General features: G+C 56.9%; 13 protein-coding genes. 4 read left to right on the top strand and 9 right to left on the bottom strand.

The genetic code is table 11. The annotated features are described in order from the left end of the window. Positions 1–3: 3 nt before the first annotated feature. From rsxD to ydgT, 6 genes are all read right to left on the bottom strand, one after another. Entirely contained in the window at positions 4–1,062 is a 1,059-nt protein-coding gene (gene rsxD, locus EPG66_RS02815; RefSeq protein WP_069026187.1) for an electron transport complex subunit RsxD, read from the bottom strand. Continuing rightward, the gene (rsxC, locus tag EPG66_RS02810; RefSeq protein WP_182685906.1) at positions 1,063–3,777 is read right to left on the bottom strand and encodes an electron transport complex subunit RsxC; all 2,715 of its coding nucleotides are present in this window, start codon (positions 3,775–3,777) and stop codon (positions 1,063–1,065) included. After that, a complete protein-coding gene (gene rsxB, locus EPG66_RS02805; protein ID WP_010245386.1) occupies positions 3,770–4,348 on the bottom strand; it encodes an electron transport complex subunit RsxB in 579 nt (192 codons plus the stop codon). The genes rsxC and rsxB overlap by 8 nt, the downstream gene beginning before the upstream one ends. Further along, positions 4,348–4,929 (bottom strand): electron transport complex subunit RsxA, encoded by a 582-nt coding sequence (gene rsxA, locus EPG66_RS02800; protein ID WP_003853423.1) that lies wholly within the window; start codon positions 4,927–4,929, stop codon positions 4,348–4,350. The genes rsxB and rsxA overlap by 1 nt, the downstream gene beginning before the upstream one ends. 123 nt (positions 4,930–5,052) lie before the next feature. Next, entirely contained in the window at positions 5,053–5,496 is a 444-nt protein-coding gene (locus EPG66_RS02795; RefSeq protein WP_010245382.1) for a DUF2569 domain-containing protein, read from the bottom strand. Between the two features lie 110 nt (positions 5,497–5,606). Beyond that, positions 5,607–5,822, bottom strand: a complete 216-nt coding sequence (gene ydgT / locus EPG66_RS02790) for a transcription modulator YdgT (protein WP_003853427.1) — start codon at positions 5,820–5,822, stop codon at positions 5,607–5,609. A 686-nt stretch (positions 5,823–6,508) separates the two neighbouring features. Here ydgT and ytfQ point away from each other — a divergent pair. From ytfQ to yjfF, 4 genes are all read left to right on the top strand, one after another. Continuing rightward, on the top strand, positions 6,509–7,465 hold the full coding sequence (ytfQ, locus tag EPG66_RS02785) for a galactofuranose ABC transporter, galactofuranose-binding protein YtfQ (protein ID WP_010245380.1): 957 nt from the start codon (positions 6,509–6,511) through the stop codon (positions 7,463–7,465). A 76-nt stretch (positions 7,466–7,541) separates the two neighbouring features. Further along, positions 7,542–9,062, top strand: coding sequence for a sugar ABC transporter ATP-binding protein (locus tag EPG66_RS02780; RefSeq protein ID WP_010245377.1), 1,521 nt, complete (start codon positions 7,542–7,544; stop codon positions 9,060–9,062). After that, a complete protein-coding gene (ytfT, locus tag EPG66_RS02775; protein WP_031591461.1) occupies positions 9,055–10,071 on the top strand; it encodes a galactofuranose ABC transporter, ATP-binding protein YtfT in 1,017 nt (338 codons plus the stop codon). The genes EPG66_RS02780 and ytfT overlap by 8 nt, the downstream gene beginning before the upstream one ends. After that, on the top strand, positions 10,068–11,054 hold the full coding sequence (gene yjfF / locus EPG66_RS02770) for a galactofuranose ABC transporter, permease protein YjfF (protein ID WP_010670080.1): 987 nt from the start codon (positions 10,068–10,070) through the stop codon (positions 11,052–11,054). Before ytfT ends, yjfF begins: the two co-directional genes overlap by 4 nt. A 44-nt stretch (positions 11,055–11,098) precedes the next feature. Here yjfF and EPG66_RS02765 read toward each other — a convergent pair whose 3' ends face one another. The 3 genes from EPG66_RS02765 to EPG66_RS02755 all read right to left on the bottom strand — a co-directional run bounded on the left by EPG66_RS02765 (position 11,099) and on the right by EPG66_RS02755 (position 15,607). After that, positions 11,099–11,566, bottom strand: a complete 468-nt coding sequence (locus EPG66_RS02765) for a GNAT family N-acetyltransferase (protein ID WP_083068108.1) — start codon at positions 11,564–11,566, stop codon at positions 11,099–11,101. Between the two features lie 647 nt (positions 11,567–12,213). Further along, the gene (gene araA, locus EPG66_RS02760) at positions 12,214–13,713 is read right to left on the bottom strand and encodes an L-arabinose isomerase (protein WP_069026191.1); all 1,500 of its coding nucleotides are present in this window, start codon (positions 13,711–13,713) and stop codon (positions 12,214–12,216) included. Between the two features lie 190 nt (positions 13,714–13,903). After that, a complete protein-coding gene (locus tag EPG66_RS02755; protein WP_083068105.1) occupies positions 13,904–15,607 on the bottom strand; it encodes a ribulokinase in 1,704 nt (567 codons plus the stop codon). Positions 15,608–15,634: the final 27 nt, after the last annotated feature.

Here is a 15,634-nt window from a genome sequence, read left to right as displayed (position 1 = left end):
CGCTTAATCCTTCTGATGGCCGTAAACGCGCGGCTGGGTGTAGTAATCGATGAGCGGCACGCAGATGTTCGCCAGCAGCACAGCAAACGCTACGCCATCGGGATAACCGCCAAAGCTGCGGATCAGCCAGACCAGCAGTCCAATCAGCGCGCCATACACCAGGCGGCCACGGTTGGTAGTCGAAGCGGTCACCGGATCGGTGGCAATAAAGAACGCACCCAGCATAGTGGCACCGGAGAAAAGATGAATCAGCGGGCTGTTCAGCGATTCTGGTGAGAAGAACCAGCCCAGCGTCGCGCAAAAAGACAGTGACAGCAGCATGGCGGCAGGGACATGCCAGCGGATAGCATTTTTCCACAGCAGGAACAGGCCGCCGGCCAGATAACCTGTGTTAACCCACTGCCAGCCGAGGCCCGCCAGCACGCCACTGTAAATCGGCTGTGCCAGCAGATGTTCAGCACTGTGCCCCGCGCGTAAACCAGTTTTAAACGTATCAAGCGGCGTCGCCTGGCTGATGCCATCGACACCCATCTGTAGCTGCTGCATGGTTTCACCCGCCAGCGTGTGGCCCTGGAACACCATGCTCAGGCTGTCCATCAGCCCGGGTTTGATCGCCTGAAGCGTATCGGGCGGCAACCAGCTGGTCATCTGCACCGGGAAGGAGATGAGCAGGACCACATAGCCGACCATCGCCGGGTTAAACGGGTTCTGGCCCAGTCCGCCATAGAGCTGTTTCGCAATGACAACAGCAAACAGGGTACCGATCACCACCAGCCACCACGGCGCCAGCGGTGGCAGGCTGATACCGATCAGGACGGCGGTCAGCAGCGCCGAGTTATCCGCCAGGGTGCTGGCAACGGGCGCTTTGCGCAGTCGCAGAATTGCCGCCTCTGTCAGCCAGGCAGTCAGCGTCGCCAGTAAGACCTGCAAAAAGGTGCCGTAGCCAAAGAAATAACACTGTGCAGCAAAACCTGGCACCGCGGCCAGCACCACCAGCAGCATGATATTGCCGGTGCTGCGGCGGTTATGGGTGTAAGGAGAACTTGCGATACGAAAAGCCATTTAATCCTCAAGCGTCGTAGACGACTGCGCTTTACGCGCTTTGGCACGGGCGATGGCGGCAGCAATAGCGGCCTTGCGCGCATCATCGGGTTGATTCAGTTCAGGTGCCTGTTCAGGTTCTGCATTGGCGTTATTTGCCTGCTCCTGAGCCTGCTCCGCTTTATCCACCGCAAAATGCGCGGCGGTGGCCAGTGCTGCGGCATCACGAGAAGCGGCATCCGCCTCACTTTCCGCCTGAGCGGCTTTCTTCGCTTTGGCACGGGCGATGGCGGCCTGAATCGCGGCTTTACGCGGATCGGTCTCAGCGGCGGCGTCCGGCGCGGCTTCTGCAACGGGGTCGCCTGCGGCCTGTGGTGCCTCGGCGCTTTCAGCCTGAGCGGCTTTCTTCGCTTTGGCGCGGGCGATGGCGGCCTGAACCGCGGCTTTACGCGGATCGGTCTCAGCGGCGGCGTCCGGCGCAGCCTCTGCAGCGCTGTCGGTTGCGGCCTGAGGTGCCTCGGCGTTTTCCGCCTGAGCGGCTTTTTTCGCTTTGGCGCGGGCGATGGCGGCCTGAACCGCGGCTTTACGCGGATCGGTCTCAGCGGCGGCGTCCGGCACGGCTTCGGCAGCGCTGTCGGTTGCGGCCTGTGGTGCCTCGGCGTTTTCCGCCTGGGCCGCTTTCTTCGCTTTGGCGCGGGCGATGGCGGCCTGAACCGCGGCTTTACGCGGATCGGTATCAGCGGCGGCGTCCGGCGCGGCTTCTGCAGCGCTGTCGGTTGCGGCCTGTGGCGCATCAGCGCCTTCAGCCTGAACAGCTTTCTTCGCTTTGGCGCGGGCGATGGCGGCCTGAACCGCGGCTTTACGCGGATCGGTCTCAGCGGCGGCGTCCGGCGCGGCTTCTGCAGCGCTGTCGGTTGCGGCCTGCGGAACCTCGGCGTTTTCCGTCTGAACAGCTTTCTTCGCTTTGGCGCGGGCGATGGCGGCTTCTACTGCGGCTTTACGCGGATCGACACTGGCCTCAGCCTGGTTATTTGCCGCATCAACCGGCACTGTTTTCTTCGCTTTCGCCCGGGCGATAGCCGCTTCAACTGCCGCTTTACGCGGATCGACGGTCTGACGCGTCACCGGCTGGGTTTCAGCCTGCGCCTCAGCCTGACGCAGACGCGCCTGGGCATGGCGGGCTTCACGCTGAGCTTCAAGCGTTGCCTCATCCGGTTCGGCCGCCTGGCGGGCTTTCACCCGCGCTTTGGCCGCAGCCAGTTCGCTGGTATCGGTGCGGGCAACGCGTTGCTTCGCCTCTTCATGTCGCGCTTCACGAGCCTGCTTTTCACGCTCAAGCCGCGCCTGGCGGGCTTCGAAGCGTGCTTTGGCTTCCAGCGTGCGTTTCGCTTCCAGATCGATGGCGCGCAGTTCCGCTTTTTCCTGACGGTAATATTGCACCAGCGGAATATTGCTCGGGCAGACATAGGCGCAGGCACCACATTCGATGCAGTCATCAATATGGTGAGCGCGCGCTTTATCATGATCGCCGCCCTGGCTGAACCAGTAAAGCTGCTGCGGCAGCAGTTTGGCCGGACAGGCATCGGCACAGGCTGAACAGCGAATGCAGGACTGCTCTTCGTCGTTGTTGGCCATCTCACTGGCAGATGGAGCCAGAATACAGTTGGTGATCTTCACTACCGGCACATCCAGCGATGGCAGGGTAAAGCCCATCAGCGGACCGCCCATGATCACCATCTGACGCGGCGCAGGCGTGAACCCGACCTGGTGCAACAGATGACTGATTGGGGTGCCGAGACGACTCCAGACGTTACGCGGCTGGGCGATCGCCTCGCCGGTCAGCGTCACAACGCGTTCGGTGATCGGTTCACCATTGATAATGGCCCGCTTAACCGCCCAGGCGGTGCCGACGTTCTGCATCAGCACACCGATATCGGAGGAACGCCCGCCGTGCGGCACTTCCTTCCCGGTCAGGATGCGGGTCAGCTGCTTGGCTCCGCCGGAAGGATATTTGGTCGGAATGACCCGGATTTGCAAATCGCGCTCGCTACCCAGCGCCTGCTTCAGTGCGGCAATGGCTTCAGGCTTGTTATCTTCAATGCCAATCAGCACCTGTTCAGCCTGTAACACCCAGGCGAGAATACGGCTGCCTTCCAGGACTTCGGCGGCGTAGTCCTGCATCAGACGATCGTCAGCGGTGATATAAGGCTCACACTCCGCCGCATTAATAATCAGCGTTTTAACCCCGCGCAGGCCACCTTTCAGCTTAGTGGCTGTGGGGAAACCTGCACCGCCGAGACCGGCGATGCCGGCGTCGTGAATGCGCTGCACAATGTCGGCACGCGGATGCTGACGGTAGTCAGGCAGCGGATCCAGCGGCATCCAGCGGTCGTCGCCATCTGGCGTCAGGAAAATGCAAAGCTCGGAGAGACCCGAAGGGTGCGCGGTCATATGCTGACCGATATCTTCAATCACGCCGGAGGTGGGTGCATGGACCGGCAGCATGCGGCCGGTGCCAAATGTCAGAGGCTGACCGCGCAGCACTTTGTCGCCAGGCGCAACGCAGATCTCACCTTCATGTCCGATATGCTGTTTCAGCGGGATAATAAAACGGTGCGGCAACGGTAGTTCGCTGAGCGGCGTGCCGTTGGACTGGGTTTTCATTTCCGGCGGATGAATACCGCCCTGAAAATCCCAGACCTTCTCTTTTTTCAGGAAGTTAAACAGATTAAGCATGAGTTTCTACCGGGATCACCCGTACAGGAATGGTATTTAAATCCCACTTCCAGTTAGCTGGGGTGGTGGCAACCGGACGCATTTCAATACAGTCAGTCGGGCAGGGCGCGACACAGAGATCGCAGCCGGTGCAGACATCGCTCAGCACGGTGTGCATGGCGCGGGTTGCCCCGACAATGGCATCCACCGGACAGGCCTGAATACATTTGGTGCAGCCAATGCAGTTGGCTTCATCAATAAACGCCACGGTGCGCACAGGCTCTTTCGCCGTTTCATCGCCATCAATGGGCTGCGGTTCAACATTAAGCAGCGCGGCCAGCTTGAGCATGGTCTGCTCACCACCTGGTGCGCATTTATTGATTGCTTCACCATTGTTGCCGACCGCATCCGCATACGGGCGACAGCCCGGATAGCCGCACTGACCGCACTGGCTCTGCGGCAGAATGGCATCAATCTGCTCAACGATAGGATCTTCTTCGACCTCAAAGCGGCGCGAGGCGTAACCCAGCAGCGCGCCGAACACCAGGCTCAGCGCACTTAATACGGCAACAGCAATCCAGATCGCGGTCATCAGAATTTCACCAGACCGCTGAAGCCCATAAACGCCAGCGCCATCAGGCCCGCGGTAATCAGGGCGATGGAGTTACCTTTAAACGGAGCAGGAACATTGGCCAGCACCAGCCGTTCGCGCATACCGGCGAACAGGACCATCACCAGTGAGAAGCCGATAGAGGCACTGAAACCATACAGCGCGGCCTGCATAAAGGTGTGGTTAAGGTTGACGCTCAGCAGCGGCACGCCCAGCACCGCACAGTTGGTGGTGATCAGCGGCAGAAAGATACCCAGCAGACGATAGAGCGACGGGCTGGTTTTACGCACCACCATTTCGGTGAACTGCACCACGACGGCGATCACCAGGATATAGGCCATGGTACGCAGATAGACCAGATCCAGCGGCAACAGGATCAGATGGTTGACCAGCCAGGCGCAGATCGAGGCCAGAGTAATGACGAATGTCGTGGCGAGACCCATGCCAATTGCCGTTTCCAGTTTTTTGGAAACGCCCATAAAAGGACACAGGCCGAGAAACTTCACTAATACGAAGTTATTCACCAGCACGGTGCCAACAAAGAGAAGCAGATAATCGGTCATTTTTTCGCCTGGAAGCCAGAAAGCGGCTTATTATCATTGATAGCGCGGCGTATCTCAACACCTGCGCCATCCGCTGAGCGGCAGACCGCACTCAGAATTAAATTCCTGACATAACTCACAGCGTTACGGCGCGATAAAGGTCGTTTTTACCCGTTTTGAGCGTTTGAAGTAGGGCGCAAACACCGCAGCGGCCAGCAGCGACAGCAGTAATGTCTGGAGGGCACGGCTATCGGTAACCGGCGTAAAGGCAAAGGTTTTCAGCGCCAGCAGCACGGTAATCAGCAGCCAGAGCAGATAGTGACGCGGCAGGCGGCGGGAGCGCTTAAAGAACAGCCAGCTGATCCAGAGACTATAAGCCCAGACCGCCACGGCGGTGAGCAGGGAAATAGCCCAGTAAGAGAAGAGTGTGCTGCCGTGAGAAAACAGCGCCACACGCCATTCCGGATTAAACAGTGGTGTCAGATACATCGCCAGCACCAGAACGGTGGTTAACAGGGTCATTATCAGCCAGGCCAGCGGCAGCAAAAGCCAGCCACCAATACGCGGCGCAGCAACCTGTTCATTCATCGTGGTTATTCCTGTCTCGGGGAGTCGAAGCGCAGCAGAATAACATGTCCAGAGGGGCACGCCCATCCGGACAAGATCAGCGGGATAAACAGCGATAAATCAGCCGGAAATCAGACCACGTAGCGCCACACCGTTTTAGGGACACAGCCGAGATCATATAACCGTCCGCCAGAGACCAGTTCAGCACGTCGGTGATCGGCAGCCCGGTACATATTGATGATCTCCAGATCATTCGTCAGGGAGTAATTAAGATGATCGAAAAGCTTTTCCAGACTGTCTGAATTATTTACTTTGCGGAATTTAAGCAGGTAATCGTGCGCAGTCATCATTGCCATAACAGATAGAAGTAACAAAGGAGTGCTCAGTATAGGGGGCAAGCTTATGCTGTCCAGATCATGCGGCTTAAAAAAGGCGAAAATCAGATAAAAGCACCTTATTAGTCACTAAAACTCCAGATCTGGCTTTTTTACTATTGTCTGAGCCAGCAACTCAGCGTCTCTAACTTAAACACCTCACTAACTAATTACGGACAGAGCCGGCATAGAGCGTTTAAAAGCAGAGGTTAAATATTATTTTTTACTTATTCAGCACTGACAATGCATTAGTGGCTTCTTTCTCACCCTTTTAGCCCGGGAAAATTAACCATTCTGCACTTACTGCCAGAGAAACGTTTCGCCCCTGACCCAGATCAGTAATCTACTGTGCGGACTATCACAAATCCCATTTTTTGTTCATCGCAGGCCAGATAACCCGTTTTGTACGCCTGGCTGTAATCGTTTCCAGAGGCAGTCAGCATAAGCGATTCTGTTTATTACAATTATTTAACGAGCAGATTTTTTCTACTCAGCCGTTTTATCCATAACTCCCTCGTCAGTCAAACCGTGTGACTACACGTAACCCCTTTAAATTGCTCTATTTTGTGAAGTGTGTCGCCATTATGCACGCTTTTTTAGTCCAGTCTAAGCAGGCTCTCTACCCTAAACAGCAAACGCCTTTCAGAGGATTAAAAACTATGTGGAAACGTTTACTTCTGACCACGCTGGTCAGCGCCGCGTTAACCGGCCCGGTACTCGCTGCAGATATGACGGTCGGCTTCTCGCAGGTAGGTTCGGAATCTGGCTGGCGTTCGGCGGAAACCAACGTAGCGAAAAGCGAAGCCAAAAAACGCGGAATCACCCTGAAAATCGCCGACGGACAGCAGAAACAAGAGAATCAGATCAAAGCGGTACGTTCGTTCATCGCTCAGGGCGTTGATGCCATCTTCATCGCACCGGTGGTGCAGACCGGCTGGGAGCCGGTACTGGAAGAAGCCAAAGATGCCAAAATCCCGGTTTACCTGCTGGACCGCGCCATTGTGGTGAAAGACAAATCGCTCTATCAGGCGGTGGTGACGGCTGACAACGTGCTGGAAGGCAAGCTGATTGGCGACTGGCTGGTGAAAACCGTGGGCGACAAGCAGTGTAACGTGGTGGAACTGCAGGGCACGGTGGGTGCCAGCGTGGCAATCGATCGTAAGAAAGGCTTTGCTGAAGCGATCAGCAACCATCCAAACATTAAAGTGATCCGCTCGCAGTCGGGTGACTTTACCCGCAGTAAGGGTAAAGAGGTGATGGAGAGTTTTATCAAGGCGGAGAACAACGGCAAAAACATCTGCATGGTTTACGCGCATAACGATGATATGGCGATCGGTGCCATTCAGGCGATTAAAGAAGCTGGCCTGAAACCGGGCAAAGATATTCTGACCGGCTCGATTGATGGTGTACCGGATATCTATAAAGCGATGCTGGCGGGTGAGGCTAACGCCAACGTGGAGCTGACGCCAAACATGGCTGGCCCGGCGTTTGATGCGCTGGAAAAATTCAAGAAAGATGGCACGCTGCCGCCAAAAGTGATCAAGACCGAATCTAAGCTGTTCCTGCCTGCCGACGCGCAGAAGGAGCTGGATACCAAAAAAGGCATGGGTTACTGATTCACCGATCAGCCGCAGACCAGCCGCAGACCGCCCTACGGGGCGGTTTTTCATGACGTGAGGCGGAGTGAGCAGAATGACCACGCAAAATGAAACACCGCTGTTATCCATCAGCGGCGTCAGCAAAGGTTTTCCCGGCGTCAAAGCGCTGAATAATGTTTCCTTTGATATCCGTAAAGGGGAGATCATGGCGCTGCTGGGGGAGAACGGTGCCGGCAAATCCACCCTGATCAAAGTGCTGACCGGTGTTTACAGCCGTGATGCAGGGACCATCACCCTGAATGGTGAGCCGATTACGCCGCATAACACGGCGCAGGCGCAGGAGATGGGCATCGGCACCGTTTATCAGGAAGTGAATATGCTGCCGAATATGTCGGTGGCAGATAACCTCTATATTGGCCGCGAACCGCGCCGCTTTGGCATGATCGACCGTCGCCGGATGGTGCGGGAAGCTGATGCGCTGATGCGGAATTATGGTTTTTCCCTCGATGTGACACGTCCGCTGGGCCACTACTCGGTGGCGATGCAGCAGATTATCGCCATTTGCCGCGCGGTCGATCTTTCCGCCCAGGTTTTGATCCTGGATGAGCCGACAGCCAGTCTGGATGCCAGCGAGGTTGAGATGCTGTTTACCCTGATGGCGCAGTTAAAAGCCAAAGGGATGAGCCTGATTTTTGTGACGCACTTTCTCGACCAGGTGTACCGCATTACTGACCGGATTACCGTGCTGCGTAACGGGCAGTTTATCGCCACCCGCGATACCGCCACGCTGCCGCAGATTGAGCTGATTAAGCTGATGCTGGGTCGCGAACTGCTGGAGACCGCACTGCAGCGGCAGGGCAGCACGCTGCGCAGCAATCAGCCGGTGGTGTCGTTTGAAGATTACGGCAGGAAAGGCACCATCGAGCCCTTTAACCTGGAAGTTCGTCCAGGCGAAGTCGTAGGACTGGCGGGGCTGCTGGGGTCGGGCCGCACCGAAACCGCCGAGGTGTTGTTTGGTATTCGTCGTGCCGACCGAGGAACAGCGAAGATCAAAGGCAAGGTGCAGCGCATTACTAATCCGGCGAAAGCCTCGCAGCTGGGCATGGGTTTCTGCCCGGAAGATCGCAAGACTGACGGGATTATTGGCGCGGCCTCGGTTCGTGAAAATATTATTCTGGCGTTGCAGGCGCAGCGCGGCTGGCTACGGCCGATTAAAAAGCGCGAGCAGCAGGCGATTGCCGATCGTTTTATCAAGAGTCTGGGTATTCGTACGCCGCATGCAGAGCAGCCGGTGGAGCTGTTATCGGGCGGCAACCAGCAGAAGGTGCTGCTGTCGCGCTGGCTGGTGACCAAACCGCAGTTTTTAATCCTCGACGAACCGACGCGCGGCATTGATGTGGGCGCGCACGCCGAGATTATCCGTTTAATTGAATCCCTGTGCGCCGACGGTCTGGCGCTACTGGTGATCTCCTCTGAACTCGAAGAGCTGGTCGGTTATGCCGATCGGGTGTTGATTATGCGCGATCTGAAGCAGGTGGCAGAAATTCCGCTGGAGCAGCTTTCGGTAGCGTCGATCGTCAATGCTATCGCGGACGGAGGGGTAAAACATGCTTGAGTCCCCTATGACATCTGAAAAAACGCCACGTCGTAAGCTGAAACTCCCGCCTGGGATGCCGCAAATCGCCGCGCTGCTGTTGGTGCTGTTGATTGACAGTCTGGTGGCCAATAACTTTTTTGCCGTGCATCTGCAGGATGGGCGTCTGTTCGGCAGTCCGATCGATATTCTTAACCGTGCGGCACCGGTTGCCCTGCTGGCGATTGGGATGACGCTGGTGATCGCCACCGGCGGCATCGATCTTTCCGTGGGTGCGGTGATGGCTATCGCAGGCGCGACGGCTGCGACATTGACTGTAGCCGGACATGGTGTGCCGTTTATTATTCTCTGCACGCTGGGAACCGGTTTAGCCTGTGGCATATGGAATGGCGTGCTGGTGGCGCTGCTGCGTATTCAGCCATTTGTTGCCACGCTGATTCTGATGGTTGCCGGGCGCGGTATCGCTCAACTGATTACGCAGGGGCAGATTGTGACGTTCGACAGTGACAGTCTTGGCTGGTTTGGTAACGGCTCGCTGTGGATGCTGCCGGTCCCGGTCTGGATCACGCTGGTGGTAGCGCTGGCGGTCTGGCTGCTGACGCGCAAAACCGCGCTGGGTCTGTTTATCGAAGCCGTGGGGATTAACCTGCGCGCGGCCCGTAACGCGGGTGTGACAGGCTGGCTGGTGGTGATGTCAACCTACGCGATAAGTGGCGTTTGTGCCGCTGTTGCGGGACTGATCGTCGCGGCGGATATCCGCGGTGCGGATGCGAATAACGCCGGATTATGGCTGGAGCTGGATGCGATTCTCGCCGTGGTGATTGGCGGTGCGTCGCTGATGGGTGGCCGCTTTAATCTGGTGTTGTCGCTGATAGGCGCGCTGATTATTCAGTCGATGAATACCGGGATTTTGCTCTCCGGCTTCCCGCCTGAGCTGAATCAGGTGGTGAAAGCGGTGGTGGTGATGTGCGTGCTGTTGCTGCAGTCACCACGGTTTATTGCGATGTTGAAACGGAGACGCCCGACATGATTAAACGTCATCTTCCGCTGATGATCACCTTGCTGGTGTTTGTGGCGGGTTACCTGTTTTGTCTGAGTCAGTTTCCGGGCTTTGCCTCCACCCGGGTAATCTGCAATATCCTGACCGATAATGCTTTCCTTGGGATTATCGCCGTCGGCATGACCTTCGTGATTTTATCGGGCGGTATCGATCTGTCTGTGGGTGCAGTGATCGCCTTTACCGGCGTGTTTCTTGCCCGGGCGATCGGTGATTTTCATATCGATCCCTTGCTGGCCTTTGCGCTGATCCTGTCGCTGGGCGCGCTGTTCGGGGCCATGATGGGCTGGCTGATTGATGCGCTGAAGATTCCGGCATTTATCATTACGCTGGCGGGGATGTTTTTCCTGCGCGGATGCAGTTATCTGGTGTCGGAGAACTCAATTCCTATCGATCATCCGTTCTACAGCATGCTTTCCAGTCTGGCGTGGAAAGTGCCGGGCGGTGGGCGTCTCAGCCTGCTGGCGGTGATTATGCTGGTGGTGGTGTTTGGCGGGATTATTCTGGCGCACCGCACGCGCTTTGGTAACCGGGTTTACGCCATCGGTGGCAATATGACATCCGCCCAGCTGATGGGTGTTTCGACCCGCGCGACCACCATTAAGATTTATATGCTTTCCACCACGCTGGCGACGCTGGCCGGGATCGTGTTCTCGATTTATACCTCGGCAGGTTATGCGCTGGCCGGGTTGGGTGTGGAGCTGGATGCTATTGCGTCAGTGGTGATTGGCGGCACGCTGCTGTCGGGTGGTGTGGGTACAGTTTTGGGCACGCTGTTCGGTGTGTTGATTCAGGGGCTGATTCAGACCTGGATTAACTTCGACGGTACGCTGAGTTCCTGGTGGACCAAGATCGCCATCGGAATTCTGCTGTTTGCGTTTATCGCCCTGCAGCGGTTACTGACGGTCATCTGGGATCGTCAGCAGAACGCGCCCGTTAAGCGATTACCTTCCTGAGTTCTTCAGTACTCCGGTCAATGGCGGCTCGCAGGAGCCGCCTTTTACTGCGCAAGATGCAGCACCATTACCGTGACCTCTTCACCCGCGATTTGCCGCTGTTCCACCGCCTGCCACCCTGAACGCTGATAGTACGCCTGTTGATCGGGTGTATAGAGCCACAATTCACCAATCTGCTGTTGTCTGGCTCGCGCAATCGCCTGCTGTATCAACGCTTTTGCCACGCCCTGACCCCGGAATGCCTTGTCCGTCACCACCTCACCAATCCAGAATTCTCGTGCCGGAATGTCATCCAGTTCATAGCGAATGACGCTACAGGTCGCGACCACCGTTTCGCCATCCGGCGTGGCAATAAGAGTAAATTCTGCCGAAGGTTTCTGATTGCGTTGTTTTAAACGCTCAAGGATGGCAGGCGAGTGAGACCATGCAGGAAGATGTGACCATTCAGTGTGCAACAGTTGTGCGGTTTGTCCGGCGAAGCCGGGATGTTGGTTTAGCTCGGCAATTTGCATGGCGCTGGCGACCTTTGTTTTTGTCAGGCTACAAGCAATACAGGCTGGTGGGGGAAAGTGCAAGAGCAGGAATTTAGCTTTTAAAACAATCACTCAGATCTAAAATAAAGGAGGGAATGATGGGCAGTGGAGTAAAGCGTCCGCCGCATGGACAAAAACGCCGGGAGCGTTTTTGAACAGCGCGAAGCGTTGGCCCGCTCGCGGGCGAGCCTCATGGATAAGGCGAGTAGACCGGCGGCCGAGCCTACAGGGATGTATTTACGGCGACTTTACGGAGCGCCCATTATTTCCGACTGAACAGCACTGTTTTTTAAGCTTAGTGCACTGATAGTTATGTCGCTGTGGGTTGAGGAGAAAGGTCAGGAAAGGTATGCCTGATCGCAAAGGATTCCCGCATCCATGCGGATCGGCCGCGCCTTCCCTGGCGCGGACGCTTTGCTCTTCAGGCAAACAATTCCTTCCCGGTTGGGCTTGATCATGGCTTTAAAAACATGCGCTGAACTATCAAAATTACGGAATGCCCGTCATTCCCGACTGAATAGCATAGTATTTATCAAAAACCGATGCCGCATAATCCTGCGTCGGCCGTTTCATTAACTTACTTAAGAGCGCTGTTAATTAAAAAATTGAACAGCGCCCATTAGTAGTTAACGTTTCAAACGGTAATACGCTTCGTTCCAGCGTAGTGCGTCTTTAAACGCAGGTAAACGCGTGTGCTCATCAATCACCAGCACTTCGATATCGTTCATCTCACCGTACAGATACATATCATCCAGCGTCAGCGCCTGGCTGAACACCGTATGGTGCGCGCCGCCGCCCAGAATCCAGGCTTCGGATGCGGTCGCCAGTGACGGCTGGGCTTTCCATAGTGCACGCGCAACCGGCAACTTCGGCAGCGGTTTCGGCTGTTCGATAGCATCCACTACGTTAACCAACAGACGGAAACGATCACCCATATCAATTACGCTGGCGTTAATCGCGCGACCCGCTGGCGTGGAGAAAATCATGCGCGCCGGATCGGCTTTATCACCAATGCCCAGGAACTGCACATCGATCAATGGCTTCTCTTCAATGGCAATCGACGGGCAGACCTCCAGCATATGCGAGCCGAGAACCAGATCGTTACCGGGTGAGAAGTGATAGGTGTAATCCTCCATAAAGGAGGTGCCACCTTTGCGATCGCCTGCCAGCACTTTGAAAATGCGCAGCAGCGCAGCGGTCTTCCAGTCACCTTCACCTGCGAAGCCATAACCCTGACCCATCAGACGCTGAACCGCCAGGCCTGGCAATTGCGTCATGCCGTGCAGCGTCTGGAAGTTGGTGGTGAAAGCGTGGCAGCCTTCCGCTTCCAGGAAACGCTTCAGACCCAGCTCAATGCGTGCGGCATCCAGCACGTTCTGACGCTTTTCGCCGCCGGAAGCGGCAACATCGGTAAAGCGATACAGGCTTTCATATTCATCGACCAGCGCATTCACGTCGCCATCGCTGACGCCATTGATCACCTCAACCAGATCGCCGACGCCCCAGCCATTCACCGAATAACCGAACTGAATCTGCGCGGCGACTTTATCGCCTTCGGTCACGGCCACTTCACGCATGTTGTCGCCAAAACGCGCGACTTTCAGCTGCTGACTGGCCTGTTTTGTCAGTGCTGCACGCATCCAGTTGCCGAGGCGCTGCTGGCTGGCGCTATCCTGCCAGTGACCGGTCACCACGCTATGCTGCAGGCCCATACGTGCGCCGATGAAACCGAACTCGCGGCCGCCGTGTGCGGTCTGGTTCAGGTTCATAAAGTCCATGTCCATGCTGTCCCACGGAATCTCCGCATTGAACTGGGTATGGAATTGCAGCAGCGGCTTATTCAGCACGCTCAGGCCACCGATCCACATTTTGGCCGGGGAGAAGGTGTGCAGCCAGGTAATGATACCGACGCACTCCTTGTCATAATTGGCGTCGCGACACAGGGCCAGCGCTTCATCCGGTGACTTAACCAGCGGTTTCAGCTTCAGACGCAGCGGTAAACCAGCCTGATTTAAACCCTCGACCACCTGACGTGCATTCTGTTCAACCTGGCGTAACGTCTCCGCCCCGTAGAGGTGCTGCGTGCCGATGACAAACCACACGCTGTAGCTGTTTGACTGTTCCATAAACCACTCCTTTACTTTGAGCCTACCCAATAGGCTATTTTATTTGTCAGTCTGAACCTGGACAGTGCTCACACAGGCTGCTTTAGCAACCTGAACGCCCGTCAGGGCGGCCCTGAAAGGGCGAGCGTAGCGAGTAATCCTGTACGCTCCGGTTGTTCCGCGCTGTCCGTGTCCAGACTGCCTGCAACAATTACGCCTGGTGGGATAGGCTCTTAGCGGAAGCGGGGCGGGCGGCATATTGCGGTTCAGCCGCCACGCACCATTGTTGATAGCGTTGATAAAGTTGTTGATAGCGGGCGACGCGCGCCGGATCGGGCTGCAGCGTCACGGCAATCGGGCTGGCCATGACCTGCTGTGCATCAGGGACGCTGGCGTGCACACCGGCGGCGACGGCGGCGAAAATGGCCGCACCCAGCGCACAGCACTCGTCAGAGGCGACGATATCCAGTGGGCGATTCATCACATCGCAGCAGGCCTGCATAATCGCCGGGGATTTTCGCGCGATGCCGCCCAGGGTCAGAATGCTCTCGACCGGGATCTGCTGCTGTTCGAAGCACTCCATAATCGCGCGTGCGCCAAATGCGGTGGCGGCGACCAGACCGCCAAACAGCGCGGGGGCATCGGTGCCCAGATTCAGGTCGGTAATCACCCCTTTCAACCGCTGATTGGCATTTGGCGTGCGGCGACCGTTAAACCAGTCCAGCACCACCGGCAGATGGTCGAGCTGCGGGTTCGCGGCCCAGGCCTCGGTCAGATCCTTAATCAGACTCTTTTGCATCTCAGCCAGCTGAGGCTTCAGCTCCGGATGCTGCTGCGCCGCCAGCTGCAGCGGCCAGCCCAGTAAACGGCTGAACCAGGCGTAGATATCACCAAAGGCAGACTGACCCGCCTCCAGCCCGATAGCGCCTGGCATTACGCTGCCATCGACCTGACCACAGATGCCTTTGATGTCGCGATCGCCGACCTTTTCAGTATCCGCAATCAGGATGTCGCAGGTCGAGGTGCCAATCACTTTCACCAGGGTATAGGGTTTGGCACCGCCACCGACCGCGCCCATATGGCAGTCAAATGCGCCACCCGAAAGCGTCACGGTTTGCGTCAGGCCAAGACGCTGCGCCCATTCGGGGCTAAGCGTGCCGACAGGCAGATCAGCGGTCCAGGTATCGGTAAACAGGGGAGAGTCGAGCTGCTGCGTTAACAGCGGGTCCAGAGCATTGAGAAAATCGACATCGGGCAAACCATTCCAGTCGCCGTGCCACAGCGCCTTGTGCCCGGCCGCACAGCGGCCGCGGCGCAATTTGTCAGGTGCGGTGGTGCCGCTTAACAGGGCTGGCACCCAGTCGCACAGCTCGACCCAGGAGACAGCGGCGTCACGCACGGCTGCATCTTCACGCGACACGTGCAGAATCTTCGCCCAGAACCACTCTGAGGAGTAAATCCCGCCAATATAGCGGCTGTAATCCTGGAAGCGGCCGCTGTGGCACAGCTGATTGATCTCTTCCGCTTCTTCTATAGCGGTGTGATCTTTCCACAACACAAACATCGCGTTGGGATTGTCGGCAAACTCCGGACGCAGCGCCAGTACGTTGCCGTCGCGGTCAATAGGGGCAGGGGTCGAACCGGTGCTGTCAACACCAATGCCGACCACGGCGTTGCGCTGATCTTCACTCAGTGCATTCAGCACGCCGAGCAGCGCCTGCTCCATTGCGTCGATGTAATCCTGTGGATGGTGACGAAAACGGTTAGTGTGCGGATCGCTGTATAAGCCCTGTTGCCAGCGCGGATAGCTGAACACCGCACTATGCAGCTCTTTGCCGCTATGACAATCCACGGCCAGCGCACGCACCGAATCACTACCAAAGTCCAGCCCAAGGGTGATGGCTCCAGCACGCATCGGAATCTCCTGTAGTTAGTTAACTCC

Source organism: Pantoea pleuroti, from assembly GCF_014156615.1.
Lineage (GTDB): Bacteria > Pseudomonadota > Gammaproteobacteria > Enterobacterales > Enterobacteriaceae > Pantoea > Pantoea agglomerans.
Note: the sequence above shows the minus strand (reverse complement) of the source record. Positions and strands in the feature narration are given on the sequence as shown.

Excerpts from the sequence above, each read along its gene's own strand:
- yjfF (WP_010670080.1), top strand. The coding sequence starts at position 10,068 with ATGATTAAACGTCATCTTCCGCTGATGATCACCTTGCTGGTGTTTGTG.
- EPG66_RS02780 (WP_010245377.1), top strand. The coding sequence starts at position 7,542 with ATGACCACGCAAAATGAAACACCGCTGTTATCCATCAGCGGCGTCAGC.
- ytfT (WP_031591461.1), top strand. The coding sequence starts at position 9,055 with ATGCTTGAGTCCCCTATGACATCTGAAAAAACGCCACGTCGTAAGCTG.
- rsxC (WP_182685906.1), bottom strand. The coding sequence starts at position 3,777 with ATGCTTAATCTGTTTAACTTCCTGAAAAAAGAGAAGGTCTGGGATTTT.
- ydgT (WP_003853427.1), bottom strand. The coding sequence starts at position 5,822 with ATGACTGCGCACGATTACCTGCTTAAATTCCGCAAAGTAAATAATTCA.
- EPG66_RS02765 (WP_083068108.1), bottom strand. The coding sequence starts at position 11,566 with ATGCAAATTGCCGAGCTAAACCAACATCCCGGCTTCGCCGGACAAACC.
- EPG66_RS02755 (WP_083068105.1), bottom strand. The coding sequence starts at position 15,607 with ATGCGTGCTGGAGCCATCACCCTTGGGCTGGACTTTGGTAGTGATTCG.
- rsxA (WP_003853423.1), bottom strand. The coding sequence starts at position 4,929 with ATGACCGATTATCTGCTTCTCTTTGTTGGCACCGTGCTGGTGAATAAC.
- araA (WP_069026191.1), bottom strand. The coding sequence starts at position 13,713 with ATGGAACAGTCAAACAGCTACAGCGTGTGGTTTGTCATCGGCACGCAG.
- rsxB (WP_010245386.1), bottom strand. The coding sequence starts at position 4,348 with ATGACCGCGATCTGGATTGCTGTTGCCGTATTAAGTGCGCTGAGCCTG.
- ytfQ (WP_010245380.1), top strand. The coding sequence starts at position 6,509 with ATGTGGAAACGTTTACTTCTGACCACGCTGGTCAGCGCCGCGTTAACC.
- rsxD (WP_069026187.1), bottom strand. The coding sequence starts at position 1,062 with ATGGCTTTTCGTATCGCAAGTTCTCCTTACACCCATAACCGCCGCAGC.
- EPG66_RS02795 (WP_010245382.1), bottom strand. The coding sequence starts at position 5,496 with ATGAATGAACAGGTTGCTGCGCCGCGTATTGGTGGCTGGCTTTTGCTG.